This window comes from Streptomyces sp. HUAS MS02 (assembly GCF_055702265.1).
The window spans coordinates 1509543-1536303 of record NZ_CM146747.1 but is presented as its reverse complement, the minus strand read 5'-3'; the positions used below and the strand labels follow the sequence as shown (position 1 = coordinate 1536303).

21 protein-coding genes are annotated in these 26761 nt (G+C 71.4%); 19 read left to right on the top strand and 2 right to left on the bottom strand.

The annotated features are described in order from the left end of the window. Positions 1-133: 133 nt before the first annotated feature. From ACZ9QC_RS06615 to ACZ9QC_RS06525, 19 genes are all read left to right on the top strand, one after another. Complete coding sequence (locus ACZ9QC_RS06615; RefSeq protein WP_472919266.1) at positions 134-757, top strand: hypothetical protein; 624 nt, start codon at positions 134-136, stop codon at positions 755-757. Positions 758-863: 106 nt separating this feature from the next. Next, the gene (locus tag ACZ9QC_RS06610; protein ID WP_472919265.1) at positions 864-1301 is read left to right on the top strand and encodes a hypothetical protein; all 438 of its coding nucleotides are present in this window, start codon (positions 864-866) and stop codon (positions 1299-1301) included. Between the two features lie 165 nt (positions 1302-1466). After that, positions 1467-2405, top strand: a complete 939-nt coding sequence (locus ACZ9QC_RS06605) for a beta-ketoacyl-ACP synthase III (RefSeq protein ID WP_472919264.1) — start codon at positions 1467-1469, stop codon at positions 2403-2405. Positions 2406-2607: 202 nt separating this feature from the next. Beyond that, the gene (locus tag ACZ9QC_RS06600; protein WP_472919263.1) at positions 2608-3282 is read left to right on the top strand and encodes a GntR family transcriptional regulator; all 675 of its coding nucleotides are present in this window, start codon (positions 2608-2610) and stop codon (positions 3280-3282) included. Between the two features lie 638 nt (positions 3283-3920). After that, complete coding sequence (locus ACZ9QC_RS06595; RefSeq protein WP_472919262.1) at positions 3921-5102, top strand: ROK family transcriptional regulator; 1182 nt, start codon at positions 3921-3923, stop codon at positions 5100-5102. A 140-nt stretch (positions 5103-5242) separates the two neighbouring features. Continuing rightward, complete coding sequence (locus tag ACZ9QC_RS06590; RefSeq protein WP_472919261.1) at positions 5243-6826, top strand: sugar ABC transporter ATP-binding protein; 1584 nt, start codon at positions 5243-5245, stop codon at positions 6824-6826. Continuing rightward, on the top strand, positions 6823-7842 hold the full coding sequence (locus ACZ9QC_RS06585; protein WP_472919260.1) for an ABC transporter permease: 1020 nt from the start codon (positions 6823-6825) through the stop codon (positions 7840-7842). Before ACZ9QC_RS06590 ends, ACZ9QC_RS06585 begins: the two co-directional genes overlap by 4 nt. Before the next feature lie 36 nt (positions 7843-7878). Continuing rightward, positions 7879-8916: a substrate-binding domain-containing protein gene (locus ACZ9QC_RS06580; RefSeq protein ID WP_472919259.1), complete on the top strand. Its 1038-nt coding sequence runs from the start codon at positions 7879-7881 to the stop codon at positions 8914-8916. 134 nt (positions 8917-9050) lie between these two features. Then, positions 9051-10427, top strand: a complete 1377-nt coding sequence (locus tag ACZ9QC_RS06575; protein WP_472919258.1) for a Gfo/Idh/MocA family protein — start codon at positions 9051-9053, stop codon at positions 10425-10427. Between the two features lie 12 nt (positions 10428-10439). Continuing rightward, on the top strand, positions 10440-11444 hold the full coding sequence (locus ACZ9QC_RS06570) for a sugar phosphate isomerase/epimerase family protein (protein ID WP_472919257.1): 1005 nt from the start codon (positions 10440-10442) through the stop codon (positions 11442-11444). A gap of 92 nt (positions 11445-11536) precedes the next feature. Next, positions 11537-14038 (top strand): PQQ-dependent sugar dehydrogenase, encoded by a 2502-nt coding sequence (locus tag ACZ9QC_RS06565; protein ID WP_472919256.1) that lies wholly within the window; start codon positions 11537-11539, stop codon positions 14036-14038. 9 nt (positions 14039-14047) lie between these two features. Beyond that, on the top strand, positions 14048-15466 hold the full coding sequence (locus ACZ9QC_RS06560; RefSeq protein ID WP_472919255.1) for a ThuA domain-containing protein: 1419 nt from the start codon (positions 14048-14050) through the stop codon (positions 15464-15466). A gap of 134 nt (positions 15467-15600) precedes the next feature. After that, positions 15601-16761 (top strand): inositol-3-phosphate synthase, encoded by a 1161-nt coding sequence (locus tag ACZ9QC_RS06555; protein WP_472919254.1) that lies wholly within the window; start codon positions 15601-15603, stop codon positions 16759-16761. Continuing rightward, positions 16758-17669, top strand: a complete 912-nt coding sequence (locus ACZ9QC_RS06550) for a sugar phosphate isomerase/epimerase family protein (RefSeq protein WP_472919253.1) — start codon at positions 16758-16760, stop codon at positions 17667-17669. Before ACZ9QC_RS06555 ends, ACZ9QC_RS06550 begins: the two co-directional genes overlap by 4 nt. Next, positions 17666-18370, top strand: a complete 705-nt coding sequence (locus ACZ9QC_RS06545; protein WP_472919252.1) for an EboA domain-containing protein — start codon at positions 17666-17668, stop codon at positions 18368-18370. Before ACZ9QC_RS06550 ends, ACZ9QC_RS06545 begins: the two co-directional genes overlap by 4 nt. Then, positions 18370-19218 carry a TatD family hydrolase gene (locus ACZ9QC_RS06540; RefSeq protein ID WP_472919251.1) on the top strand — a complete coding sequence of 283 codons (849 nt, stop codon included), beginning with the start codon at positions 18370-18372 and terminating at the stop codon, positions 19216-19218. The genes ACZ9QC_RS06545 and ACZ9QC_RS06540 overlap by 1 nt, the downstream gene beginning before the upstream one ends. A 3-nt stretch (positions 19219-19221) precedes the next feature. Continuing rightward, positions 19222-20391 carry a metabolite traffic protein EboE gene (gene eboE / locus ACZ9QC_RS06535; protein WP_472919250.1) on the top strand — a complete coding sequence of 390 codons (1170 nt, stop codon included), beginning with the start codon at positions 19222-19224 and terminating at the stop codon, positions 20389-20391. Then, on the top strand, positions 20388-21800 hold the full coding sequence (locus ACZ9QC_RS06530; RefSeq protein WP_472919249.1) for a nucleotide pyrophosphatase/phosphodiesterase family protein: 1413 nt from the start codon (positions 20388-20390) through the stop codon (positions 21798-21800). The genes eboE and ACZ9QC_RS06530 overlap by 4 nt, the downstream gene beginning before the upstream one ends. An 86-nt stretch (positions 21801-21886) precedes the next feature. Beyond that, a complete protein-coding gene (locus tag ACZ9QC_RS06525; RefSeq protein WP_472919248.1) occupies positions 21887-22930 on the top strand; it encodes a sugar phosphate isomerase/epimerase family protein in 1044 nt (347 codons plus the stop codon). 85 nt (positions 22931-23015) lie between these two features. On the opposite strand, the gene ACZ9QC_RS06520 is transcribed toward ACZ9QC_RS06525, so the two are convergent. Beyond that, positions 23016-24404 carry an OFA family MFS transporter gene (locus ACZ9QC_RS06520; RefSeq protein ID WP_472919247.1) on the bottom strand — a complete coding sequence of 463 codons (1389 nt, stop codon included), beginning with the start codon at positions 24402-24404 and terminating at the stop codon, positions 23016-23018. Between the two features lie 222 nt (positions 24405-24626). Then, positions 24627-26759, bottom strand: coding sequence for an acetate--CoA ligase family protein (locus tag ACZ9QC_RS06515; protein WP_472919246.1), 2133 nt, complete (start codon positions 26757-26759; stop codon positions 24627-24629). Positions 26760-26761: the final 2 nt, after the last annotated feature.

Here is a 26761-nt window from a genome sequence, read left to right as displayed (position 1 = left end):
CGGGCCGTGGGCTGTTGCGCCCGGCTGTTGTGACCACTGATGCTCTTGGTGTCGCACCGAGCGGGGCCCGGCCGACCACCGGTCTCTTCGGGGCGTTCATGACCACGCACCACTCATCCCAGGGGGAACACCCATGTCCATGCGTATGCGTACAAGCGTTCTCACCGCTCTCGCCGTCGCCGCCCTTTCGGCGGGCGCGGTCCTCACCGCGCCGGCAGCGGGCGCCGCTACGAAGGCCGCCGCGCCCAAGCTCCTGTCGGCGTCCCAGCTGCCCCCGCACCCGACGTCGTCCTGGACCGCCGGGCCGGTCACCGAAGGGTTCCCGGAGGCGCTCGGTGTCTGCGTGAGCACGGAGGGCGTGCTCGACTGGGACTACCGGCACCGGGAGTTCCGCACGGACGTGGACACCAGCGCCGTGCAGTTGACCGTCGTGACGGGCTCGGCCTCCCAGGCCAAGGCCCTGGCGAAGCACTACGACGACCTGATCCGCACCTGCGCCGACCGCCTGGAGGCGAACTCGCCCGACGTCGACGCCGAGGGCCGGGACTTCGGCACGCTGCCGGTCGAGGAGGGCGCCCACGTCCGCGGCGTGAACATCGAGACGGCGGGCGGGTCCACCGATGTCTCCCTGCTGTCGGTGGGCCGGGACGGCAAGACCGTCACCGTCGTGCAGTGGCAGCAGCTGGGCGACTTCACCGGCGCGCCCGTGGCCGCCTTCAAGAAGACCACGACCACGGCCGTCAACAAGCTGTACTGACCGTACGTCCACCGCCAGGGGCCGTCCTCCCGGTGCACGGCTGCATCGGTGGCGACCACGGAGGAGATCACGTGAGGTTGAGAAGGATCAGCAAGGGGCGGCTGCGATGGTCGCGACGATGATCGCCGCGGTGGCCCTTCCGCTGGCGGCGCAGGCACCGGCACAGGCAGCATCGAACGGTGCGACCGGAGCGGCGGCCTGGACACCGGAGATCTACCCGCTGTTCTCGGGTGAGTCGGTATTGCGAAATGTGCCGAGCAACGGTCGGAACGAGTTGCTGTCTGCGTGCGCCGGGTCAAATGGAATCGCCTGCGTGTCGATTGGCCAAGGCGACGGCAAACACAGCATCTTCCATCTGTACAAGTGCGATACGCGGTCGCTCGCGAACTTCATCGACGCGCTCGCTGTCGTCAACCACCAGACCGGCGGAGCCCGAGTCCATTTCTGGGGGCCCAGGCACGACGTCCACATCCCGGCGGACAACACGAGACACGAGGTCCCGGATCACCAGACGTGCGACTTCGACCGTCTCGATCTCTGCTGAGGGCACATCGATCCGGCACGCTGTTCATGCCGGAACTCGTCGCGGCTCTGACAGAAGCCCACAACTCGGGCCGCGCTTTACTGTCGCCTCACCCGCCCTCGTACCCGTGAGTCACTGATCAGACTGGTGGATCCCGCTGACCACAGGCAACGAGGGGAACCACCCATGAACGGCTCGCGAATCGCCGCCGTCGGCCACTACCAGCCCGCCAAGGTCCTCACCAACGAGGACCTGGCGGGCCTGGTCGACACCAGTGACGAGTGGATCACGAGCCGAGTGGGCATCCGCACCCGGCACATCGCGGGCCCCGACGAGCCGGTGGACGAGCTGGCCGGGCACGCCGCCGCCAAGGCGCTCGCCGCCGCCGGACTCGGTCCCGAGGCGATCGACCTGGTCGTGGTCGCCACCTCCACCGCCGTCGACCGGTCCCCGAACATGGCGGCGCGGGTCGCGAACCGGCTCTCCATCCCGAACCCGGCCGCCATGGACGTCAACGTCGTCTGTGCCGGCTTCACCCACGCACTCGCCACCGCCGACCACGCCGTCCGCGCGGGCGCCGCCACCCGGGCCCTGGTCATCGGCGCCGACAAGATGTCCGAGGTCACCGACTGGACCGACCGCACCACCTGTGTCCTCGTCGGGGACGGGGCGGGCGCGGCCGTCGTCGAGGCCGCCGAGGAGCCCGGCATCGGGCCGGTGCTGTGGGGATCGGTGCCCGAGATGGGCAACGCCGTACGGATCGAGGGCACCCCCGCCCGGTTCGCGCAGGAGGGGCAGAGCGTCTACCGCTGGGCCACCACCAAGCTGCCGCCCATCGCCCGCGCCGCCTGCGAGAAGGCCGGGCTCACCCCCGCCGACCTCGCCGCGGTCGTGCTGCACCAGGCCAACCTGCGCATCATCGAGCCCCTCGCCGAGAAGATCGGCGCGGTGAACGCCGTCGTCGCCAAGGACGTCGTCCACTCCGGCAACACCTCGGCCGCCAGCATCCCCCTCGCCTTCTCCAAGCTCGTCGAACGCGGCGAGATCTCCTCCGGCGACCCGGTGCTGCTGTTCGGCTTCGGCGGCAACCTGTCCTACGCCGGACAGGTGGTCCGCTGCCCCTGAGCAGGGCGTTCGTGGCGCGATGCCGGCGATGTGACGAGTCCGACCCTCCCATGGGCTGGCCATTGTGGCCCGTAGACTGTAGACGAAAGCCAATCCATACTGGCTGTTGACTCGGATTTTCCCGTTCTTCCGAGTTCTTTCCAGTACGGGCCGTTGACTTTCCGTGTGCGTTACATCCGGTGGTGCTCTGGAGGGGGACCCCATGTTGTCGACAGGACTTCCGCAAGGGGCCGTGCCCAAGCTCGAACGCCCCGGTCCACTGCGCGACCGCGTCTACGAGGCCCTGCTCGAACTCATCACCACCCGTGCGCTGCGCCCCGGCCAGCACCTCGTGGAGAGCGAACTCGCCGGGCACCTCGGGGTCTCCCGGCAGCCCGTCCGCGAGGCCCTGCAACGGCTCAACACCGAGGGGTGGGTCGACCTGCGGCCGGCCCAGGGCGCGTTCGTGCACGAGCCGACGGAGGCGGAGGCCGACCAACTCCTCACCGTCCGCACCCTGCTGGAGGCCGAGGCCGCCCGTCTCGCCGCGGCGAACGCCGGTACGGCGGGCATCACGGCCCTGGAGGAGCTCTGCGAGGAGGGCGAGCGGGCCGTCGAGGCCGACGACGTCGACGCGGCCGTCGCCCTCAACGCGCGCTTCCACGCGAAGGTCATGGAGCTGGCCGGCAACACGGTCCTCGCCGAACTCGCCGCCCAGGTCGACCGCCGCGTCCGCTGGTACTACACCCCCGTCGCCCGTCAACGCGGCCACCAGTCCTGGATCGAGCACCGCGAACTCATCGCGGCGATCTCGGGCCGTGACGAACAGCGGGCCACGGAGGTCATGCGGGCCCACACGGAACACACCCGCAAGACGTACCACGAGCGGGAGAAGTGACGGAGATTCACGAGCGGGGCGGCCGCCGGCGCTGAGGCGGCCGCCCTTTTCGCGCGCCGCCGAAGCCGGGAGCCCGGGCCGTCGTGGGCCTCGGCCGTCTCGGGGCTCGGCCGTCGTGGCCCGCCGTCGGCCTCGGTCGTTGTGAAGGTTGGTGGTCTCGGGTCCCGGCCGTCGTGAAACCCGGCCGTCGTGGGCCCCGGCCGTCGTGAAACCCGGCCGTCGTGGGCCCCGGCCGTCGTGGGCGCCGGTCGTCGTCGTGGGCTCCGGCCGTCCTGAACCTCGGCCGTCGTGGGGCATTGGCCCTCGTGGACCTCGGCGCCGGCGGTCGCTCGCGGCGCGTCGTCGCTGGTGGGCGGGCGAGGGCGAGTTGGTGGCAGCCGGTCGCCGTTGCTCGCCAGATGAGCCGCCCCCGGCCCTGCTTTTCGTCGGCCGCACCCTCCGGGGCGCGCCCGCCCCGGGTCGCCATCGGGACGTCCTTTGTCCTGTGAGTGGAGAAAGTTGACGGCAATTCGTGCGCAACTTCTTCCCAGCCCCGGCAGCCGCTGCTACGTTCCCCTGCGAAAGGTCGGTCGCGGTGAAGTGGCCGGAACCCGACGGACGTTGCGGCCGGCTGAGGCGGGGAGGGGCTTGTGAGACGTATGACAGCTCGACCCGCGAACGCGCATCAGGCAAGGCTGCTGCGGCTGTTGCGGGACGGAGGGCCCAACTCGCGTGCCCAGCTGGGCGATCGGGTGGACCTCTCGCGGTCGAAACTGGCCGTGGAGGTGGACCGGCTCCTGGAGACCGGACTGGTCGTGGCCGACGGGCTCGCCGCCTCGCGCGGTGGCCGCCGGTCGCACAACATCCGGCTCGCTCCCCAACTGCGTTTCCTGGGCGTGGACATCGGCGCCACCTCGATCGACGTGGCCGTCACCAACGCCGAGTTGGAGATCCTCGGTCACATCAACCAGCCGATGGACGTCCGGGAGGGCCCGGTCGCCGTCTTCGAGCAGGTGCTGTCCATGGCGGCCAAGCTGAAGGCCTCCGGGCTCGCGGAAGGGTTCGACGGCGCCGGCATCGGCGTCCCCGGACCGGTCCGCTTCCCGGAGGGCGTCCCGGTCGCCCCGCCGATCATGCCGGGCTGGGACGGGTTCCCGGTCCGCGAGGCGCTCAGCCAGGAACTCGGCTGCCCCGTCATGGTCGACAACGACGTGAACCTGATGGCGATGGGGGAGCAGCACGCGGGCGTGGCCCGTTCCGTGGGCGACTTCCTCTGCGTCAAGATCGGCACCGGCATCGGCTGCGGCATCGTCGTCGGCGGTGAGGTCCACCGCGGTGCGACGGGCAGCGCCGGCGACATCGGGCACATCCTCGCCGTACCGGACGGCCGCCCCTGCGCCTGCGGCAACCGGGGCTGTCTGGAAGCCCATTTCAGCGGCGCCGCGCTCGCCCGCGACGCCAGGGAAGCCGCCCAGCAGGGACTCTCGGCGGAACTCGCCTCGCGTCTGGAGACCAACGGGACCCTCACCGCCGTCGACGTCGCCGCCGCGGCCGCCACCGGCGACGCCACCGCGCTCGACCTGATACGCGAGGGCGGCAACCGCACCGGCCAGGTCATCGCCGGACTCGTCAGCTTCTTCAACCCCGGCCTGGTGGTGATCGGCGGCGGGGTGACCGGCCTCGGCCACACCCTGCTCGCCGCCATCCGCACCCAGGTCTACCGTCAGTCACTGCCCCTCGCGACCGGCAATCTGCCCATCGTGCTGGGGGAGTTGGGGCCAACCGCCGGAGTCATCGGCGCGGCCCGCCTCATCAGCGACCACCTGTTCTCACCCGCGTGAGCCCTCTCCCGTTCGCACTCGCCTAGGCCCTCGTCCGCCCGGGTCCACCAGCACGACGCGCTGCCTCGCCCTGCCCGAAACGCCTGCCCAGCAGACGGCTTCGCCCTGTAACCGGCCCGCACGCCCGCCAAGGGGAACTCATGGCAACAGAACCACCGCTGCTCACCATGTCCGGCATCACCAAGTCGTTCCCCGGAGTCCGGGCCCTGGACGGCGTCGACCTCGACGTCCAGGCCGGAGAGGTCCACTGCCTGCTCGGCCAGAACGGCGCCGGGAAGTCCACCCTGATCAAGGTCCTGGCCGGCGCTCACCAGCCCGACGACGGCACCATCACCTGGCGGGGCGAACCCGTCACCCTGAAGTCTCCGATCGCCGCCATGCGCCTCGGCATCGCCACCATCTACCAGGAACTCGACCTGGTCGAGGGGCTGTCGGTGGCCGAGAACGTCCACCTCGGACACGAGCCCACCGCGGCCGGCTTCGTCGTACGAGGGAAGGCGGCGCGGGCGTCGACGGCCGCGCTGCTCAAGCGACTCGGTCATCCGGAGGTCGATCCGGCGCGGCTGGTGGGTGAGTTGTCGGCCGCGCAGCAGCAGATCGTGTCGATGGCGCGGGCGCTCTCCCACGACGTACGGCTGATCGTGATGGACGAACCCTCGGCCGCCCTCGACCCGGACGAGGTCGACAACCTGTTCAGGATCGTCGGCGACCTGACCGCCGACGGCGTGGCCGTCGTCTACATCTCGCACCGCTTGGAGGAGATCCGCCGGATCGGCGACCGGGTGACCGTACTGAAGGACGGGCGGGCCGTGGCGGGCGGGCTGCCCGCGAAGTCCACGCCGACGCGCGAGGTCGTGGCCCTGATGACCGGGCGCAACGTCGAGTACGTCTTCCCCGACCGCCCGCCCACGCCCCCGGCCGCCGTCGAGCCCGTCCTCCAGGTGCGGGGACTGGCGCGCGCCGGGGAGTTCGAGCCGTTCGACCTGGACGTGCGGCCCGGCGAGATCGTGGGGCTCGCCGGACTCGTCGGCTCCGGACGCTCGGAGATCCTGGAGACGATCTACGGCGCCCGCAGGCCGACGGCCGGTCAAGTCAGCGTCAATGGGCGGCAGTTGAGGCTAGGCAGCGTACGGGCCGCCGTACGGGCCGGGCTCGGGCTCGCTCCCGAGGAGCGCAAGGCGCAGGCGCTGCTGATGCTGGAGACCGTCACCAGGAACGTTTCCGTGTCGTCGATGTCCCGCTTCGCGCGCGTCGGCTGGATCGACCGGGCGGCGGAGCTGAAAGGAGCGCGCGCGGCGACCCGCGAGCTGTCCCTGCGCCCCGACAACCCGGCCGTCCCCGTCCGCACCCTGTCCGGAGGCAACCAGCAGAAGGCGGTTCTCGCCCGCTGGCTGCTGCGCGGCTGCCGTGTGCTGCTGCTCGACGAGCCGACCCGCGGCGTCGACGTCGGAGCCCGCGCCGAGCTGTACGCGGTGGTGCGCCGACTCGCCGACGAAGGGCTCGCCGTACTGCTGGTCTCCAGCGAGGTGCCCGAAGTCCTCGGCCTCGCCGACCGGGTGCTCGTCCTGCGCGAGGGACGGGTCGTGCACACCGCGCCCGCCCGTGAACTCGACGAACACCGTGTCCTCGACCTCGTGATGGAAGGAAACCCGGTGGCCAGTGTGGCAAGTCCGGTGACCGGTGCGGGGAGTCCCGCGACCGGCGAAGGGAGCCCGGCGTCATGACCCAGCCCGTGTCCCCGCCCCGGGGCAGCGCCGACAAGGTGACTCCCGTCAGTGAACCGCCGGCCTGGCGCGCCCTCGTGTTCCGCGCCGATGTGCGCACCCTCTCGCTCCTCGGAGTCCTGGCGGCGCTGATCGTCATCGGCGGCGCCACCCGGCCCGACGAGTTCCTCGACACCCGCAACCTCCAACTCGTCCTCACCCAGGCCTCGGTCATCGGTGTGGTCACCGTCGGCATGACCTTCGTCATCACCTCCGGCGGCATCGACCTGTCCGTGGGGGCGATCGTCGCCCTGGCGTCGGTGTGGGCGACGACCGTGGCCACGCAGGAGTACGGCTTCGCCGGCATCCTCTTCACGGCGGTGATCGTCGGCGTCGGCTGCGGCCTGGTGAACGGACTGCTCATCGCCTACGGCGGGATGGTCCCCTTCATCGCCACCCTCGCCATGCTCGCCTCGGCCCGTGGCCTCGCCCTCCAGATCACCGACGGCAGCACGCAGGTCGTCACCGTGGACGCCATCCTCGACCTCGGGGAGCGCGACGCCTACGTCCTCGGCATCCCGCCGCTCGTCCTGGTCTTCGCACTCGTGACGATCATCGGCTGGCTCGTGCTGAACCGCACGACCTTCGGCCGGCGCACGGTCGCCGTCGGCGGCAACGCGGAGGCGGCCCGGCTCGCGGGCATCGACGTCCGCCGCCAGCGGCTCTATCTGTACCTGCTCTCCGGACTGTGCTGCGGCATCGCCGCCTTCCTGCTGATCGTGCTCTCCGGCTCGGGCCAGAACACCAACGGCAACCTCTACGAACTCGACGCCATCGCCGCCGCGATCATCGGCGGCACCCTGCTCAGCGGCGGCCGGGGCACCATCACCGGCTCGGTCCTGGGCGTCCTGATCTTCACCACGATCACCAACATCTTCGCGCTCAACAACCTGCAGAGCGACGTCCAGCAGATCGCCAAGGGCGCGATCATCGTCGCCGCGGTCCTGGTCCAACGACGCACGGCCAGCACGACCTGACCCACCGAAGAGCCGACACGTGAAAGGTCCACCGCCATGCCAGAGTTCCCCAGCCGCAGAGGACTGCTCTTCGGGACCGCCGCCGTCTCGGCCGGCGCCCTCCTCGTAGGTTGCACCAGCAACGAGACCAAGGAAGACCCGGCGGCGAACGACCAGCCGGCCGCCGACGACAAGCCCGGCAAGGCGGTCACCATAGGCTTCGCCGGACCGCAGGCCGACCACGGCTGGCTCAACGCGATCAACCAGAACGCCAAGAGCCGCGCCGAGCGGTACGAGGACGTCACCCTGGAGATCACCGAGGGCTCGAACGACACCGCCCAGCAGATCGGGCAGATCGAGACCCTCATCAACAAGAAGGTCGACGTCCTGGTGGTGCTGCCCGCCGACGGCAAGGCGCTCACCCAGGTCGGCCTCAAGGCGATGAGGGCCGGCATCCCCGTCGTCAACCTCGACCGGATCTTCAACTCCCCGCAGGCGTACCGCTGCTGGATCGGCGGCGACAACTACGGCATGGGCCTCAACGCCGGCCACTACATCGGCGAGAAGCTCAAGGACAAGAGCGACGCCCGGGTCATCGAGCTCGCCGGGCTCGACAACCTGGAGCTGACCAAGCAGCGCACCCAGGGCTTCGACGACGCTCTGAAGAACTACCCGAACATCAAGAAGGTCGCCCGGCAGGCCGCCGAGTTCACCGTGGAGTCCGGGCAGGCCAAGATGGCCCAACTCCTCCAGGCCCAGTCGAACTTCGACGCCCTGTGGAACCACGACGACGACCAGGGCGTCGGCGCCCTGCGCGCCATCGAGCAGGCCGGGCGCGACGACTTCCTGATGGTCGGCGGAGCGGGCGCGCTCTCCGCGTTCCAGGCGATCAAGAAGGACGACGGGGTCCTCAAGGCGACCGTCCTCTACCCGCCGACCATGGCCGCCTCCGCGATCGACCTCGCCCGCGCCCTCGGCCAGGGCAAGGGGGTCGGCGGCCTCGCCGAGTTCGAGATCCCGTCCTCGCTGACGCTGTACTCGGCCGTCGTCGACAAGGACAACGTCGACCAGTACATGGCCACCGGCTTCAAGTGACGGGTCCCGCCCGACGGACCCGACCGGGACCACGGGCCCGACCGCGACCGGGGGCCGGGTCGACGCGGGACCCGGCCCCGGAGCGCCGACCCGGGCCCCACCCCCCACCGCGCCACCACGAGGAGGACACACGCATGGGACAGCCGCAGCAGCCCGACCAGGCCGAGGCGGAGGAGTCAGGAGCGCCGGGGCCCGACGCGGGGCTCGACGCGGGTCCCGGGGCCGGTCACCCGGCCGGTGCCGGGTCTCGTGCCGGGTCTCGTGCCGGGGAGTGGCCCGCCGGGGTCGCCGGCGGGGCGGACAGGCCGCAGTTGCGGGTCGGGATGGTCGGGTACGCCTTCATGGGGGCCGCGCACTCGCAAGGGTGGCGCACGGCGGGGCGGGTCTTCGACCTGCCGCTCACCCCCGTGCTCGCCGCCGTCTGCGGGCGGGACGCCGACGCGGTGCGGGCCATGGCGGACCGGCACGGGTGGGCGGGGACGGAGACCGACTGGCGGAGGCTGATCGCCCGCGACGACATCGACCTCGTGGACATCTGCACGCCCGGCGACAGCCACGCCGAGATCGCTCTCGCCGCGCTGGCCGCCGGCAAGCACGTGCTCTGCGAGAAGCCGCTCGCCAACACCGTCGCGGAGGCGGAGCGGATGGCGGCGGCGGCCGAAGAAGCGTACGCGCAGGGCAGGTTGGCGATGGTGGGCTTCAACTACCGTCGGTTGCCCGCCACCGCGCTGGCCCGACGCATGGTCGCCGAGGGCCGACTGGGCGCCCTGCGGCACGTACGGGTGACGTACCTTCAGGATTGGCTCGTGGACCCGGAGTTCCCGCTGACCTGGCGGTTGCGCAAGGAGTCCGCCGGTTCCGGGGCGCTCGGCGACCTGGGCGCCCACATCGTCGACCTCGCGCAGTACCTGGCGGGCGAGCCGGTGGTCGGGGTGTCCGCGCTGACGGAGACCTTCGTACGCGAACGGCCCCTGCCGGCCGGGGCGACCAGCGGTCTCGCGTCCTCCGGCGGCACCGCGGGCCGGGGTGCGGTCACCGTCGACGACGCGGCCCTGTTCACCGGTCGCTTCGCCTCCGGACCCGTCGCCTCCTTCGAGGCCACCCGCTTCGCCACCGGCCGCAAGAACGCCCTGCGCATCGAACTCAACGGTGAGCACGGTTCGTTGGCCTTCGACCTCGAACGGCTCAACGAGCTCTCCTACCACGACCACACCGAGCCCGCCGCCCACGCCGGCTTCCGCCGCATCCTCGTCACCGAGCCCGACCACCCCTACCTCGACGCCTGGTGGCCGCCGGGGCACGGCCTCGGCTACGAGCACACCTTCGTCCACCAGGCCCGCGACCTGGTCCACGCCGTGGCGGCCGGCCGACGGCCCGAGCCGTCGTTCGCCGACGGGCTGCAGGTGCAGCGGGTGCTCGCGGCGGTCGAGGAGAGCGCCGAGAAGAACTCCGTCTACACCCCGACCCACTTCCCGTCCCACTCACCGTCCCACACCCCCACAGCGGTCTGAGGAGGCCCGGACATGCCGCGCGACTTCACGCTCTTCACCGGCCAGTGGGCGGACCTCCCTCTCGAAGAGGTCTGCCGCCTGGCCCGCGACTTCGGCTACGACGGTCTCGAACTCGCCTGCTGGGGCGATCACTTCGAGGTCGACAAGGCCCTAGCCGATCCGTCGTACGTCGACTCACGACACCAACTCCTGCAGAAGTACGGCCTGAAGTGCTGGGCCGTCTCCAACCACCTGGTGGGGCAGGCGGTGTGCGACGCCATCATCGACGAACGGCACCGGGCCATCCTGCCCGCCCGCATCTGGGGCGACGGCGAGCCCGAGGGCGTACGGCAGCGGGCCGCCGCCGAGATGGCCGACACCGCGCGGGCCGCCGCCGCCTTCGGCGTGGACACCGTCATCGGCTTCACCGGCTCGGCCATCTGGCATCTGGTCGCCATGTTCCCGCCCGCCCCCGAGTCGATGATCGAGCGCGGCTACGACGACTTCGCGACGCGCTGGAACCCGATCCTCGACGTCTTCGACGCCCAGGGCGTGCGGTTCGCGCACGAGGTCCACCCGAGCGAGATCGCCTACGACTACTGGACGACCCGGCGCGCGCTGGAGGCCGTCGACCACCGGCCGGCGTTCGGACTGAACTTCGACCCCTCGCACTTCGTGTGGCAGGACCTCGACCCGGTCGGATTCCTGTGGGACTTCCGCGACCGGATCTACCACGTGGACTGCAAGGAGGCCCGCAAGCGGCTCGACGGACGCAACGGCCGCCTCGGCTCGCACCTTCCCTGGGGCGACCCGCGCCGAGGCTGGGACTTCGTCTCGGCCGGCCACGGCGACGTCCCCTGGGAGGACGTCTTCCGGATGCTCCGCTCGATCGACTACCGGGGCCCGATCTCCGTGGAGTGGGAGGACGCCGGCATGGACCGGCTCCAGGGCGCCCCCGAGGCCCTCGCGCATCTCAAGGCGTTCGACTTCGAACCGCCGACGGCCTCGTTCGACGCGGCGTTCGGCGGCAACGAGTAACGCTCCCCTGTCTTCCGGGGTGACGGCGCACCCCGGCGTACCGCACACACCCGCACACCCCCGTACGACCAGCCCCTTACTGGAGGCATTTCGTGCACCCGTACGACGACAACAGACACCCCACCAGCGCCACCAGCACCTTCAGACGCCGCGGACTGCGTGGACCGATCGCCCTGCTGACCGGTCTGCTGCTCGCCGGCGCCTCGCTCTCCCTCACCGCGCCCCCGGCGGGCGCGGCCGACACCGAGCCGAAGGCGGCGGCCGCCGAGGACTTCCAGCAGGTCACCCTCGCCAAGGGCGAGCCGGAGGTCGGCGAGCCCATGTCGCTCGCCGTCCTCCCCGACCGCTCGGTCCTGCACACCTCGCGCGACGGCGAACTGCGGCTGACCGACGCGGCGGGCAACACCAGGCTCGCCGGCAAGCTCGACGTGTACAGCCATGACGAGGAGGGCCTCCAGGGCATAGGCGTCGACCCGGGCTTCGCCGACAACCGCTTCATCTACCTGTACTACGCGCCCCCGCTGAACACCCCGGCCGGCGACGCCCCCGAGACCGGCACGGCCGCGGACTTCGCGCCCTTCGACGGCGTCAACCGGCTCTCCCGCTTCGTCCTGAAGACCGACGGCACCCTCGACAAGGCCAGCGAGAAGAAGGTCCTCGACGTCCCCGCCTCCCGGGGCATCTGCTGCCACGTCGGCGGTGACATCGACTTCGACGCGGCCGGCAACCTGTACCTGTCGACGGGCGACGACAGCAACCCGTTCCAGTCGGACGGCTTCACCCCCATCGACGAGCGGTCCAACCGCAACCCGGCCTTCGACGCCCAGCGCACCTCCGGCAACACCAACGACCTGCGCGGCAAGATCCTGCGCATCAAGGTGAACGCCGACGGCTCCTACTCCGTTCCCGACGGCAACCTCTTCGCGCCCGGCACGGACAAGACCCGCCCCGAGATCTACGCGATGGGCTTCCGCAACCCGTTCCGGTTCAGCGTCGACAAGAAGACCGGCATCCTCTACGTCGGCGAGTACGGCCCCGACGCCGGCGCCGCCAGTGCCACGCGCGGCCCCGCCGGGCAGGTCGAGTTCGCCCGGGTCACCAAGCCCGGCAACTTCGGCTGGCCGTACTGCACGGGCAAGAACGACGCCTATGTCGACTACGACTTCGCCACCGGCACCTCGGGCGCGGCCTTCGACTGTGCGGCCCCGAAGAACACCTCGCCGAACAACACCGGCCTCACCGACCTGCCGCCCGCCGAGCCCGCCTGGATCCCCTACAACGGCAACTCCCTCCCGGAGTTCGGCGACGGCTCCGAGTCCCCGATGGGCGGCCCGGTCTACCACTACGACGCCTCGCTCGACTCCCCGGTGAAGTTCCCCGAGGCGTACGACGGCGACTTCTTCGCCGGTGAGTTCGGCCGCCGCTGGATCAAGAGGATCACCAGCGACGCCGACGGCACCGTGCAATCGATCAACAACGTGCCGTGGACCGGCACCCAGGTCATGGACATGGCCTTCGGCCCGGACGGCGCGCTGTACGTCCTCGACTACGGCATCTCCTGGTTCGGCGGCGACGAGCACTCCGCCCTGTACCGCATCGAGAACGCCACCGACGGCCACTCCCCGGTCGCCCAGGCCGCCGCCGACCGCACCTCCGGTCAGGCCCGGCTGAAGGTCCGCTTCTCCTCCGCCGGCACCAGCGACCAGGACGGCGACGCCCTCACCTACAGCTGGGACTTCGGCGACGGCGGAACCTCCACGGCCGCCAACCCCACGCACACCTACAAGAAGAACGGCACCTACACGGCGACCGTGACCGCGAAGGACCCCTCGGGCCGCACCGGCGGCGCCAGCGTACGGATCGTGGTCGGCAACACCGCGCCCAAGGTGACGCTGGAACTCCCGCAGGACGGGCAGCTGTTCGCCTTCGGTGACGCCGTACCGTTCAAGGTGAAGGTCAGCGACCCGGAGGACGGCCGCCCGATCGACTGCGCCAAGGTCAAGGTCACCTTCATCCTCGGCCACGACAGCCACGGCCACCCGGTGACCTCCGCCAACGGCTGCACCGGCACCATCCAGACCAGCGCCGACGGCGGCCACGACGAGAACGCCAACATCTTCGGGGTGTTCGACGCCGAGTACACCGACGGCGGAGGCGGCGGCCAGGAGCCGCTGACCACCCACGACCAGAACGTCGTCCAGCCCACCCACCGCCAGGCCGAGCACTACGGCGACTCCTCCGGCATCGCGGTCCAGACGAAGCCCACCGCCCACGGCGGCAAGACGGTCGGGGACATCTCCAACGGCGACTGGATCTCCTTCGAGCCCTATGTCCTGTCCAACGCGACGAAGATCACCGCGCGTGTCTCCTCCGGGGGTGCCGGCGGCAAGCTGGAGGTCCGGGCGGGCTCTGCGACCGGGCGTCTCCTCGGCAGCGCGACCGTGCCGGTGACCGGCGGCTGGGACACCTTCCAGGACGTCACCGCCAACCTGTCCCGCGCCCCGCGCGGCACCACCACGCTGTACCTGGTGTTCAAGGGGAGCGGCTCGGGCGGCCTGTTCGACGTGGACGACTTCACCTTCACGAAGCGGTGAGGGGGCGTCATGCCGGGATACGGACGCGAACGAGGACGCCTGTGGGCGGCGCTGGGTGGTGCCGCCCTGCTGATCGGCTGTGTGTCGGGGCCCGCCGTGTCGGATGACGCGGGCGCCTCCGGAGGCCCTGGCGGCGCGGGTCACGGAGACGAGCGTCGGGTGCTGGTCTTCTCCAAGACCGCGGGGTTCCGCCACGACTCGATCCCCGAGGGCGTCACGGCCGTACGGGAACTGGGCGCCGCCCACGGCTTCACGGTCGACGCCACCGAGGACGCCGGCGCGTTCACCTCGCGGAACCTGGGCCGCTACGACGCCGTGGTGTTCCTCTCGACGACGGGTGACGTCCTCGACACGGCCCAACAGGGCGCGTTCGAGCGGTACATCAGACGCGGAGGCGCCTACGTCGGCATCCACGCGGCCGCCGACACCGAGTACGACTGGGCCTTCTACGGCGGGCTCGCGGGCGCGTACTTCCAGTCGCACCCGGCGATCCAGCCCGCGACGGTCGACGTCGAGGACCACGCCCACCCGGCCACCGCCGGACTGGGCGCGACCTGGAACCGCACGGACGAGTGGTACAACTACCGCTCCAACCCCCGTGAGCGGGCCCATGTCCTCGCCTCGCTCGACGAGTCGTCGTACACGGGCGGCACCATGAACGGCGACCATCCGATCGCCTGGTGCCAGGACTACCAGGGCGGCCGCGCCTTCTACACCGGTGGCGGCCACACCAAGGAGTCCTTCGCCGAACCCGCCTTCCGGCAGCACCTGCTGGGCGGCATCCGGTGGGCGATCGGCGAGGCCCAGGCCGACTGCCGTCCGGAGAACGGCTACCGGCCGCTGTTCGACGGCACCGCCGACTCGCTCGCGGCATGGCGGCAGGCGGGCCCGGGCTCCTTCACCCTGGACGACGACGGCACGATCACGTCGTCCGGCGGGATGGGCATGCTCTGGTACGCCGACCGCAGCTTCGGGTCGTACTCGCTGAAGCTGGATTGGCGGATGTCCGGAGCGTCCGGGGACGACAACTCCGGTGTGTTCGTGGGCTTCCCGCCCTCGGACGACCCCTGGTCGGCCGTGAACAACGGCTACGAGGTCCAGATCGACGCCACGGACGTACCCGAGAGGACGACCGGGTCCGTCTACGGCTTCCGCTCCGCCGACATCAGCAAGCGCGACCGCGCCCTGAACCCGCCGGGGGAGTGGAACACGTACGAGATCCGTGTGGAGGGCGAGCGCCTCCGCGTCTGGCTCAACGGCGTGAAGATCAACGACTTCACCAACACGGATCCGGTACGGAGCCTGCGCGACGGTCACGTGGGCATCCAGAACCACGGATCCGCCGACCAGGTGTCCTTCCGCGACATCCGCGTCAAGGAACTGCCCGCGCGGGCCGCCGACAGGGCGGACCCGCAGCCGGGCGACTGAGCGACGGCGGGCGGGGGACGCCGGACCCCCGCCCGCCGTCTCGCCCCTTTCACCCCCACCGGTTGTACTCACCGGTTGTACCGACCGGGTTGTACTCACCGGCTCGACCCACTGGCTCGACGAGGAGGCTGCCCATGTCCGCGTCCGTGTCCGTTCCCCCATCGAGCGTCGGCGTCTGGCTGATCGGAGCACGGGGTTCCGTCGCCACCACCGTCGTCGCGGGCTGCGCGGCCGTCACGGCGGGCCTGCACACCCCGACGGGCATGGTCACCGAGTCTCCGCTCTTCGCCGACGCGGGCCTCCCGCCCCTCTCCTCGCTGGTCTTCGGCGGCCACGACACGGTCGACTGCCCCCTGCCCAAACGGGCCGAGACCCTGGCGTCCGGCGGCGTCCTGCCCCACGACCTCCCGGTGGCCGTCGCCGCCGAACTGGCCGCCGCCGACAGGGAGATCAGGCCCGGCGGCCCCCTCCCGGGCGACACCCGGACGCCCGACGAGCTGATCTCCTCCCACGCCGACGACATCCAGGACTTCGTACGACGCCGGGGGCTGACCCGGGCCGTGGTGGTGAACGTGGCGTCGACGGAGCCCGCGCCCACCGGCGAGGCCCTGCCGCCCAGCTCCCTCTACGCGGCGGCCGCCCTGCGCGCCGGCTGCCCCTACGTCAACTTCACCCCGTCGACCGGCCTCCACCACCCGTCCCTGGCCCCCCTCGCCGCCTCCTCCGGCCTTCCCTACGCGGGCCGCGACGGCAAGACCGGGCAGACCCTGCTCCGCTCGGTCCTGGGCCCGATGTTCGCGCAGCGGGCGCTGACCGTCCGGGCGTGGTCCGGCACCAACCTGCTCGGCGGGGGCGACGGCGCCGCCCTCGCCGACCCGGCCGCCGCCGCTGCCAAGAACGCCGGCAAGGAGCGCGCCCTGACCGACAGCCTCGGGGCGACCCCCGAGGGCGAGACGCACATCGACGACGTCCCCGCCCTCGGAGACTGGAAGACCGCCTGGGACCACATCGCCTTCGACGGCTTCCTCGGCACCCGGATGGTCCTCCAGACCACCTGGCAGGGCTGCGACTCCGCCCTCGCCGCCCCGCTGGTGCTCGACCTCGCCCGCCTCCTGGCCCGCGCCCACGAAGCGGGCCTCTCCGGCCCACTGGCCGAGCTGGGCTTCTATTTCAAGGACCCGGTGGGCGAGAGCCCCGCGGCACTGGGGGAGCAGTACGGGGCGCTCGCGAGCTTCGCGGAGCGATTGCGGCGGCATGACAGGGGCGGGCCGGGGCCACGCGAGGAGACCCGATGAACCACCCATCCACCCCCCTCTCCTTCGGCTACGGCACCAACGGCCTCGCCGATCTGCGGCTCGACGACGCGCTCGCCCTCCTCGCCGACCTCGGGTACGACGGGGTCGGTCTCACCCTCGACCACATGCACCTCGACCCGCTCGCCCCCGACCTCGCCGCCCGCACCCGGCGGCTCGCGCGGCGGCTGGGCGAACTCGGGCTGTCCGTCACCGTGGAGACCGGGGCCCGCTACGTCCTCGACCCGCGCCGCAAGCACGGTCCCACCCTGGTGGACCCCGACCCGGACGACCGCGCCCGCCGCGCCGACCTGCTCGTCCGTGCCGTGCGGGTCGCCGCCGACCTCGGCGCCCACGCCGTGCACTGCTTCAGCGGGGTCACCCCGCCCGGCACGGACGAGGACACCGCCTGGAAACGCCTCCCCGACGCACTCACCCCCGTCCTCGACGCCGCCACCGCCGCCGGCGTCCCCCTCGCGATCGAACCCGAACCAGGTCACCTCCTCGCCACGCTCGCCGACTTCCACCGCCTCCGCCAGGCCCTCGACAGCCCCGCCGTACTCGGCCTCACCCTCGACATCGGCCACTGCCAGTGCCTCGAAACCCTCCCTCCGGCCGACTGCGTCCGTGCCGCCGCGCCCTGGCTGCGGCACGTACAGATCGAGGACATGCGGCGCGGTGTCCACGAGCATCTGCCGTTCGGCGAGGGCGAGATCGACTTCCCGCCCGTGCTGGAGGCCCTGGCCGCCGTCGGCTACGGCGCCCTGACCGTCGTCGAACTGCCCCGCCACTCCCACGCCGGCCCCCACCATGCCGAGCGGTCCCTCTCCTTCCTGCACCGATCGCTTCCGCACCGATCGCTTCCGCACCGAGCGACCGGCCGCACCACCCCTCCCGGGAGCAGCTCGTGATCCCTCATCGCACCCCTCCCGCGCCGACGACCGGCCCCGCCCACCCGGCACATCACCCGGCCCACACCACCCCCGCCGACCTGCGCCGCCACCTGGACGCCCATCTCACGGGCGCCGCCCACGCCTGGCTCGGCCGGGCGCTGGACGAGGCCGCCGATCACCCGGGCACCCACGGGCCCATCTCCCCCTGGGAGCTGCGCCTCGCCGAGGCGGGCCGGCGCTGCGGCACCGAGCACGCCGACGCCGTCCGCGTCCTGGTCCTGCACGCGGCCCGCGCCGACACCGACGCCCTCACCCGGGTCTACCGCCAGGGCACCGCCGACGAACGCCGCGCGGTCCTGCACGCGCTGGGGCACCTCGTGCCGGGCCCCGACGCGCTGCACCTCGTGGAGGACGCCCTGCGCACCAACGACACCCGCCTGGTCGCCGCCGCGCTCGGCCCGTACGCCGCCCGCCATCTGGCCCCGCACCACTGGCGGCACGCCGTCCTCAAGTGCCTGTTCACCGGGGTTCCCCTCGCCGAGGTCACCGACCTGACCCGCCGTGTCGCGGGCGACACCGAACTCGCCCGCATGCTCCACGCCTTCGCCGAGGAACGCACCGCCGCGGGCCGTCCCGTACCCGAGGACCTGTACCGCGTCCTGGCCCTGACCGCGCCCCCACCGGCCGCCGAGCCCGGCCTCGACGGCAAGGAGTCCTGATGCGCATCTTCGACCCCCACATCCACATGACGTCACGCACCACCGACGACTACGAGGCGATGCGCGAGGCGGGCGTCCGCGCGGTCGTGGAGCCGGCCTTCTGGCTGGGCCAGCCCCGCACATCGCCCGAGTCCTTCGTCGACTACTTCGACTCCCTGCTCGGCTGGGAACCCTTCCGCGCCGCCCAGTACGGCATCGCCCACCACTGCGCGCTCGCCCTCAACCCCAAGGAGGCGAACGACCCGCGCTGCACCCCGGTCCTGGACCAGCTGCCCCGCTACCTGCTGAAGGACGGGGTCGTGGCGGTCGGCGAGATCGGCTACGACTCCATGACCCCGGCCGAGGACCACGCGCTCGAACACCAACTCCAACTGGCCGCCGACCACGGCCTGCCCGCCCTCGTCCACACCCCGCACCGGGACAAGCTCGCCGGCCTGCGCCGCACCCTCGACGTCGTACGGGCCTCCGCCCTGCCCGTCGAACGGGTGCTGCTCGACCACCTCAACGAGACCACCGTCGAGGAGGCCAGGGACAGCGGCGCCTGGCTCGGGTTCTCCGTCTATCCCGACACCAAGATGGACGAGGAGCGCATGGTCGCCGTCCTCAAGAAGTCCGGCCCGGAGAAGGTGCTGGTCAACTCCGCCGCCGACTGGGGCAGAAGCGACCCCCTCAAGACCCGCAAGGTGGCCGACGCCCTGCTCGCGGCCGGGTTCGACGAGGACGACGTCGACCTGGTGCTGTGGCGCAACCCGGTGGCGTTCTACGGACTCAGCGGCCGGCTCGACCTGGACGTCGCAACGACGGACGCCACGCACGAGGGCAACAGCATCCTGCGCGGCGGTGAGTGACCCATGCGCTTCCGCCACCCCGACGGCTCCACGGTCCACCTCGCCTACTGCACCAACGTGCACCCGGCCGAGACCCTCGACGGTGTCCTCGCCCAGCTCCGCGACCACTGCGAGCCCGTCCGCCGCCGCCTCGGCCGCGACCGCCTCGGCATCGGCCTGTGGCTGGCCAGGGACGCCGCCGCGGCCCTGGTGACCGACCCGGCCGCGCTGCGCGGCCTGCGCACCGAACTCGACCGGCGCGGCCTGGAGGTGGTCACCCTCAACGGCTTCCCCTATCAGGGCTTCGGCGCCGAGGAGGTCAAGTACCGCGTCTACCAGCCGGACTGGGCCGACCCCGAGCGGCTCGACCACACCACCTCCCTCGCCCGGGTGCTCGCCCAGCTCCTCCCGGACGACGTCACCGACGGCACCGTCTCCACCCTGCCGCTGGCCTGGCGCACCGCCTACGACGACAGCCGCGCCGCCCGGTCCCGCACCGCCCTGCGCACCCTCGCCGAACGCCTCGACGTCGTGGCCGAGCTGACCGGCCGCTCCATCCGCATCGGCCTGGAACCCGAACCGGGCTGCACCGTCGAGACCACCGCCGACGCCATCGCACCCCTGACCGACATCGGCCACGAACGCATCGGCATCTGTGTCGACACCTGCCACCTCGCCACCTCCTTCGAAGACCCGCACACCGCCCTGGACGCCCTCACCCGCGCCCGTGTCCCCATCGTCAAATCCCAGCTCTCGGCCGCCCTGCACGCCGAACACCCGCACCTCCCCGAGGTCCGCGAAGCCCTCGCCGCCTTCGACGAGCCCCGCTTCCTGCACCAGACCCGTACCTCCACCGCCGTCGGCCTGCGCGGCACCGACGACCTGGGCGAAGCCCTCACGGGCGACACGCTGCCCGACGCCTCCCCCTGGCGCGCCCACTTCCACGTCCCGCTGCACGCGGCCCCCGCCGCGCCCCTCACCTCCACCCTCCCGGTCCTCAAGGCCGCCCTCGCCCACCTGGTCGGCGGCGCCCACCCGCTCACCCGCCATCTGGAGGTCGAGACCTACACCTGGCAGGCCCTGCCCCCCGAACTGCGCCCCAGCACGCGCGCCCAGCTGGCCGACGGCATCGCCGCCGAACTCGCCCTCGCCCGCGACCTGTTGGCGGACCTCGGCCTCAAGGAGCTGCCATGAGCCCCGAGGCCGCCACACCTCCGCGAGCCGACGCCGGGCCCACCCCTCTCCTCGTCCTGGACGTCGTCGGCCTCACCCCCCGTCTCCTCGACCACATGCCCCACCTCAAGACCCTCGGACAATCCGGCTCCCTCGCCCCGCTCGGCACCGTCCTGCCCGCCGTCACCTGCGCCGCCCAGTCCACCTTCCTGACCGGCACGCTCCCCGCCGAACACGGCATCGTCGGCAACGGCTGGTACTTCCGCGAACTCGGCGACGTCCTGCTCTGGCGCCAGCACAACGGCCTCGTCGCCGGCGACAAACTCTGGGACGCAGCCCGCCGCGCCCACCCCGGCTACACCGTCGCCAACATCTGCTGGTGGTACGCCATGGGCGCCGACACCGACATCACCGTCACCCCCCGTCCGATCTACTACTCCGACGGCCGCAAGGAACCCGACTGCTACACCCGCCCCCCGGCCCTGCACGACGAACTCACCGCGAAACTCGGCACGTTCCCCCTGTTCCACTTCTGGGGACCGGGCGCCGACCTGGTATCCAGCCGCTGGATCATCGACGCCACCCGCCACGTCGTCCGCACCCGCCGCCCCGACCTCGCGCTCTGCTACCTCCCCCACCTCGACTACGACCTGCAGCGCTTCGGCCCCGACGACCCGCGCTCCCTGAAGGCGGCCGCCGACCTGGACCGGGCCCTGGCACCCCTGCTCGACGACGCCCGCGCCGAAGGCCGTACCGTCGTCGCGCTCTCCGAGTACGGCATCACCCGCGTGAACCGTCCCGTCGACATCAACCGCGCCCTGCGCCGCGCCGGCCTCCTCGACGTGCACACCCAGGACGGCATGGAGTACCTCGACCCGATGGCCTCACGCGCCTTCGCGGTCGCCGACCACCAGATCGCCCATGTGTACGTACGCCGCGCCGAGGATCTGGATGCCACCCGGGAAGCCCTCGCGGGTCTCCCCGGGATCGATCAACTCCTCGACGACCAGGGCAAGAAGGCCCATCACCTCGACCATCCGCGCTCCGGCGAGTTCGTCGCCGTCGCGGAGCCGGACGCCTGGTTCACGTACTACTACTGGCTCGACGACGACCGTGCGCCCGACTTCGCACGCCTCGTCGAGATCCATCGCAAACCCGGCTACGACCCGGTCGAGCTGTTCATGGACCCGCTCGATCCGCTGGTGAAGCTCAAGGCGGCCACGGCACTGGCCCGCAAGAAACTCGGTCTGCGCTACCGCATGGCGGTCGTGCCGCTGGACCCCTCGCCTATTCGCGGCAGCCACGGCCGCCTTCCCGTGAGCGACGACGACGGTCCGCTCATCATCTGCTCCACCCCCCGAGCCGTCGGTGACCGTGTGGCGGCCACCGATGTGAAAGCACTCCTGCTCCGACTTGCCGGTCTGTCCTGACCGGTGCCCAGGACCCAAGGGTCCTGACTGGTCACAAGTGAAGCACTCACCACTGACAACGCCCGCCCACCCAGAGGAGTTCCAGCATGAGCCGCATGTACCAGCCCGATCCCGAGCTCACCCACCGCCTCAGCAGACGGGGCATGCTCGGCGTGGCCGCCGGCGCCACGGTCGCCGCCCTGCTGGGCGCGGCCGCCCCGGCGCAGGCCGCCGCGGGCACCGACTCCGCGGCCGCGGGCAAGGGCCGGGGCCGCCCCGTCCTCCCGCCCGGCCGCCTCGGCATCCAGCTCTACAGTCTGCGCGACAAGGTCTCCACCCTCGGGTTCGCGCCCGTCTTCGCCGAGTTGGAGAAGTACGGCTACGACGAGGTCGAGTTCGCCGGCTACACCCAGGGCTCGGCAGGCCCCATCACCCTCGCCCAGCTCAAGCGCCTGGCCCGCAACCACGGCCTGACCCCGATCGGCAGCCACGTCGGCTACTACTCCAGCGACCCGACCGCGTACACCTTCGCCCAGAACCTGACCAAGGTCCTCGACGACGCCCAGGCCCTGGGCCTCAAGCACATCGGCACCGCCGCCGGTCCCTTCCGCTACGGCATGACCGTCGACGCGATGAAGCGGGCCGCCCACGAGTTCAACACCTATGGCGCGGCGGCCCGGGCACGGGGCATGAAGTTCTACCAGCACAACCACAGCGAGGAGTTCTCCTTCGCCACCGACAACCCCAAGGTGCGCCTCTACGACGTGCTGCTCCGCGAGACCGACCCCGACCTGGTCTTCCTGGAGATGGACATCTTCTGGGCGTACGTGGCCCAGTTCCGGTTCTCGAAGCGGCCCGACGGCACCTCCGCGCCCTTCGAGCCCCTCGACTACGTCCTGCGGCGCCCGAACCGCTACCCGCTCTTCCACGTCAAGGACGGCGAGAGCGACCCGTCGAACCCCTTCGGCTACCGCATGACGGACGTCGGCGACGGCGACATCGACTACCAGAAGTTCATCTCGGCCGTCACCCGGCTGAAGGGCCACCGTCTCGCCCACCACTGGCAGGCCGAGCACGACAACCCCTCCGAGTCCTTCTCCTTCGCCCGCCGCTCCAGCGAGCACCTGCACTCGCTGCGGGAGAAGTGCTGACCCCGACACCGGACGAGAACGGCAGCAGGCGGCCGCCCCGAGGTTCCGCACCACGGGGCGGGCCGCCTGCCGTACGCGGAAGACGTCAGGCCGCTTCGTCACCGAGCGGACGGGGGTTGGGAGCGATGCGCCGGTTGCGGGGCCGCCCCGGCGGGTGCAGGAAGACCGCCACGAACCCGGCGAACAGGGAGATGGAACCGGCGAGCACGAAGGCACCCGCGTAGTCCCAGGCGCCCACGACCACGGCGCCCATGCCGGAACCGAGCAGACCGGACACCAGCTTGGAGCTGTAGACCAGACCGTAGTTGGAGGCGTTGTTGTTCTCGCCGAAGTAGTCCGCGGTCATCGCCGCGAACATCGGGAAGATGGCGCCTCCGCCGAAACCGGAGATGCTGGAGAACACCAGGAACAGCGGCAGGTTGCCGATGGTGCCGGACCACAGGATGCCGTACTGGGCCAGGCCCAGCACGATGCAGACGAAGATCAGGCACTGCTTGCGGCCGTAACGGTCGGAGAGCCAGCCGATGACCCCGCGTCCCGTGCCGTTGACGATCGCCTTCAGGGACATCGCGGTGGCCACGATCCCGCCCGCGAAGCCCGCCTCGTCACCGAACGGCACCTGGAAGGCGATGCCGAAGATGTTCACACCCGAGGTGCACAGCAGACAGAACCACATCAGCGCGACCCGTCCCGTCCGCCAGGCCTCGCTCGGCGTGTACTGCTTCACGGCCGGCGGGTTCTTCTCCAGCGCGCGCCGCGCGCGCGGGTCGTCCGGCTTGCGCAGCGGGTCGACCTCGGCAGGCCACCAGTTCTTCGGCGGGTCCTGGAAGAAGTAGCCCGCCACGGCGACGACGGCCGCGAGGAACACACCGACGCAGACGAGCACCCAGCGGAAGTTCGTCAGGTCCATGTACCCGGTGAAGATGAACACGAAGGGCACCGAACCGTAGGCGAAGCCGCCGTTGACGAAGCCGGTCTTGCCGCCCTTGCGCTCGGGGTACCACTTGCCGACCATGTTCACGCAGGTCGCGTACACCATGCCGGCGCCCATGCCGCTGAACATGCCGAAGCCGATGTACGCGACGACGACGTGCGGCGCGAACGCGAGGGACACGTACCCGAGCAGGGTGCCGACGGCGCCCAGCATCATCGCCCAGCGGGCGGGGAGTCTGCCGCTCTCCCGGAGCTTGCCGGCCGGGAAGGCCACCGCGGCCTGGAAGAACACCCAGACGCCCAGCATCCAGAAGATGTGCTGGTTGCTCCAGCTGTGCGCCGTGTGCAGGGTCTCCTCGGCGGACGCGAACGCGTACTCCGCCGAGCTGATGCCCATCATGCCCACCCACGGCAGGATGACCATCCACTTGCGTTTGCGCCCCATGATGTCCAGGTCGGACTCGCCGATCCGGTACATCCGGCCGCCTGCGTCCGTCACCTCCCGGTAGGGGACGGGTGTGGAGATGTCAGTTGTCGCCATGTCGATCGAACCCTCCGCGTGGAAGAAGTCTGGCCAGCGCCCCCTGTCCGTGCTTCTCTGCGCCGGGGCCCGCGGTGAGCGGTCGCCGCAGGCCCCGTGGTTCGAGCCGTCGCTCAGGTCATCGACCGCCTCCCAACAGCGCTGCGGCCCGCGCCCAGCGGGCAGTGTCACGCCCGGGGGCCAACCCCCGGACCCCCGGCCGACTCACAGCCGACGCGCCCATCAGAGCAACCCCGCGGCCCGCGCCCAGCGGTACTTCGCGCCGAGTACGGCCACCGGCTTCTCGGTCGTGTACGGGTACGCCACGACCCCCCGCTCGAAGAGGTACTGGCAGGCCTCCTCCACCTCGACGTCGCCCGCGAGCGACGCGACGACCGGCTTCTCGATGCCGCGCTCGCGGAACTCGGCCACCACGCGCGCGGTGAGCTCCGCGAAGACCATCGGGGGAGTGACGATGGTGTGCCAGTAGCCGAGGACGAGCGCGTGGACGCGCGGGTCCGCAAGGCCCAGCCGGATCGTCGCCTCGTACGTCGACGGCGGCTCGCCCCCGGTGATGTCGACCGGGTTGCCGGCCGCCCCGAACGGCGGGATGAACGTCCTGAACGACGCGTCCAGGTCCGGCGGGATCTCCATCAGGGTGAGCCCGTTGTCGGTCACCGCGTCGGACAGCAGCACACCGCTGCCGCCGGCCCCCGTGATGATCACGACGTTGTCGCCCCGGGGCGTCGGCAGTACCGGCAACGCGCGCGCGTACTCCAGCATGTCGTTCAGGCCGGGCGCCCGGATGACACCGGCCTGCCTGAGGATGTCCTCGTACACGGCGTCGTCGCCCGCCAGCGCGCCCGTGTGCGAGCCCGCCGCCTTCGCGCCCGCCGCCGTACGGCCCGCCTTCAGCACCACGACCGGCTTCTTCGGGACGGTCGCCCGCGCGGCCTCCACGAAGGCCCGCCCGTCCTTCAGGTCCTCCAGGTGCATGGCGATGCACTCGGTGTGCGGGTCCTCGCCGAACCAGGTCAGCAGGTCGTCCTCGTCCAGGTCCGACTTGTTGCCGAGGCCGACGATCGCCGACACACCCGTCTTCGTGGTGCGCGCGAAGCCCAGGATGGCCATCCCGATGCCGCCGGACTGCGAGGTCAGCGCCACCCCGCCCTTGACGTCGTAGGGCGTGCAGAACGTGGCGCAGAGGTCCTGCCAGGTCGAGTAGTAGCCGTAGATGTTCGGCCCGAGCAGCCGGATGCCGTGCCGCTCGGCGATCGCCAGGATCTCCTCCTGGAGCTCGTGCTCGCCGGTCTCCGCGAAGCCCGACGGGATGAGGACGGCGTTGGGGATGCCCTTGCGTCCCACCTCCTCCAGCGCCGGGGCCACGAACGTGGCGGGGATCGCGAAGACCGCCACATCCACCTCACCGGGAACGTCCGTGACACTCTTGTACGCCTTGCGGCCCAGGATGTCATCGGCTTTGGGGTTCACCGGATGGATGTCGCCGGCGAAACCTCCGTCGACGAGGTTGCGCATCACCGAGTTGCCGATCTTGCCCTGTTGGTTGGAGGCGCCGATCACGGCCACCGACGCGGGCTGCATCAGGCGGCGCATCGACGTGAGGATCTCCTCGCGCGAGTAACGGCGCCTCGGCTTCGGCACCGACTCCGCGAGGATCACCCGGATGTCCGCCGCGACCGCGCCCTCCGGGGTGGCGATCACCGGGTTGAGGTCCACCTCGGCGATCTCCGGGAAGTCCGCGACGAGTTCGGAGACCCGGCGGATCTGCTCGGCGATCGCCCACCGGTCCACCGCCGCCGCCCCGCGCACCCCGCGCAGCACCTCCGCCGCGCGGATCGAGTCCAGCATCGACAGCGCCTCGTCCGCGTCGACCGGGGCGAGCCGGAACGTCACGTCCTTGAGGACCTCGACCAGGACACCGCCGAGCCCGAACGCGACGACCTTCCCGAACGTCGGGTCCGTCACCGCGCCGACGATCACCTCCTGCCCCTTCGGCAGCAGTTCCTGCACCTGGACGCCCTCGATCCGGGCGTCCGGCGCGTACGCGCGCGCGTTGTCGACGATCGTGTGGAACGCGGCCCGTACGTCGGCCGCGCCCTCCACCCCGACGATCACCCCGCCCGCGTCGGTCTTGTGGAGGATGTCCGGCGACACGATCTTCATCACCACCGGTCCGCCGAAGCGTGCCGCGTACGACACCGCCTCGTCGACGTCCCGCGCCAACTCCTCGCCGGGTACGGCGATCCCGTACGCGTCGGCGATCACCTTGCCCTCGGGGGCGGTCAGCGCGCTCCGGCCCTCGGCCCGTACGGCGTCGAGGAGCTCACGCACCCGCGCGCCCCGGTCTTCGGCCATCA

Excerpts from the sequence above, each read along its gene's own strand:
- ACZ9QC_RS06550 (WP_472919253.1), top strand. The coding sequence starts at position 16,758 with ATGAACCACCCATCCACCCCCCTCTCCTTCGGCTACGGCACCAACGGC.
- ACZ9QC_RS06575 (WP_472919258.1), top strand. The coding sequence starts at position 9,051 with ATGGGACAGCCGCAGCAGCCCGACCAGGCCGAGGCGGAGGAGTCAGGA.
- ACZ9QC_RS06580 (WP_472919259.1), top strand. The coding sequence starts at position 7,879 with ATGCCAGAGTTCCCCAGCCGCAGAGGACTGCTCTTCGGGACCGCCGCC.
- ACZ9QC_RS06615 (WP_472919266.1), top strand. The coding sequence starts at position 134 with ATGTCCATGCGTATGCGTACAAGCGTTCTCACCGCTCTCGCCGTCGCC.
- ACZ9QC_RS06530 (WP_472919249.1), top strand. The coding sequence starts at position 20,388 with ATGAGCCCCGAGGCCGCCACACCTCCGCGAGCCGACGCCGGGCCCACC.
- ACZ9QC_RS06515 (WP_472919246.1), bottom strand. The coding sequence starts at position 26,759 with ATGGCCGAAGACCGGGGCGCGCGGGTGCGTGAGCTCCTCGACGCCGTA.
- ACZ9QC_RS06585 (WP_472919260.1), top strand. The coding sequence starts at position 6,823 with ATGACCCAGCCCGTGTCCCCGCCCCGGGGCAGCGCCGACAAGGTGACT.
- ACZ9QC_RS06600 (WP_472919263.1), top strand. The coding sequence starts at position 2,608 with ATGTTGTCGACAGGACTTCCGCAAGGGGCCGTGCCCAAGCTCGAACGC.
- ACZ9QC_RS06595 (WP_472919262.1), top strand. The coding sequence starts at position 3,921 with ATGACAGCTCGACCCGCGAACGCGCATCAGGCAAGGCTGCTGCGGCTG.
- ACZ9QC_RS06560 (WP_472919255.1), top strand. The coding sequence starts at position 14,048 with ATGCCGGGATACGGACGCGAACGAGGACGCCTGTGGGCGGCGCTGGGT.
- ACZ9QC_RS06555 (WP_472919254.1), top strand. The coding sequence starts at position 15,601 with ATGTCCGCGTCCGTGTCCGTTCCCCCATCGAGCGTCGGCGTCTGGCTG.
- ACZ9QC_RS06590 (WP_472919261.1), top strand. The coding sequence starts at position 5,243 with ATGGCAACAGAACCACCGCTGCTCACCATGTCCGGCATCACCAAGTCG.
- ACZ9QC_RS06520 (WP_472919247.1), bottom strand. The coding sequence starts at position 24,404 with ATGGCGACAACTGACATCTCCACACCCGTCCCCTACCGGGAGGTGACG.
- ACZ9QC_RS06570 (WP_472919257.1), top strand. The coding sequence starts at position 10,440 with ATGCCGCGCGACTTCACGCTCTTCACCGGCCAGTGGGCGGACCTCCCT.
- ACZ9QC_RS06610 (WP_472919265.1), top strand. The coding sequence starts at position 864 with ATGGTCGCGACGATGATCGCCGCGGTGGCCCTTCCGCTGGCGGCGCAG.
- eboE (WP_472919250.1), top strand. The coding sequence starts at position 19,222 with ATGCGCTTCCGCCACCCCGACGGCTCCACGGTCCACCTCGCCTACTGC.
- ACZ9QC_RS06605 (WP_472919264.1), top strand. The coding sequence starts at position 1,467 with ATGAACGGCTCGCGAATCGCCGCCGTCGGCCACTACCAGCCCGCCAAG.
- ACZ9QC_RS06525 (WP_472919248.1), top strand. The coding sequence starts at position 21,887 with ATGAGCCGCATGTACCAGCCCGATCCCGAGCTCACCCACCGCCTCAGC.
- ACZ9QC_RS06540 (WP_472919251.1), top strand. The coding sequence starts at position 18,370 with ATGCGCATCTTCGACCCCCACATCCACATGACGTCACGCACCACCGAC.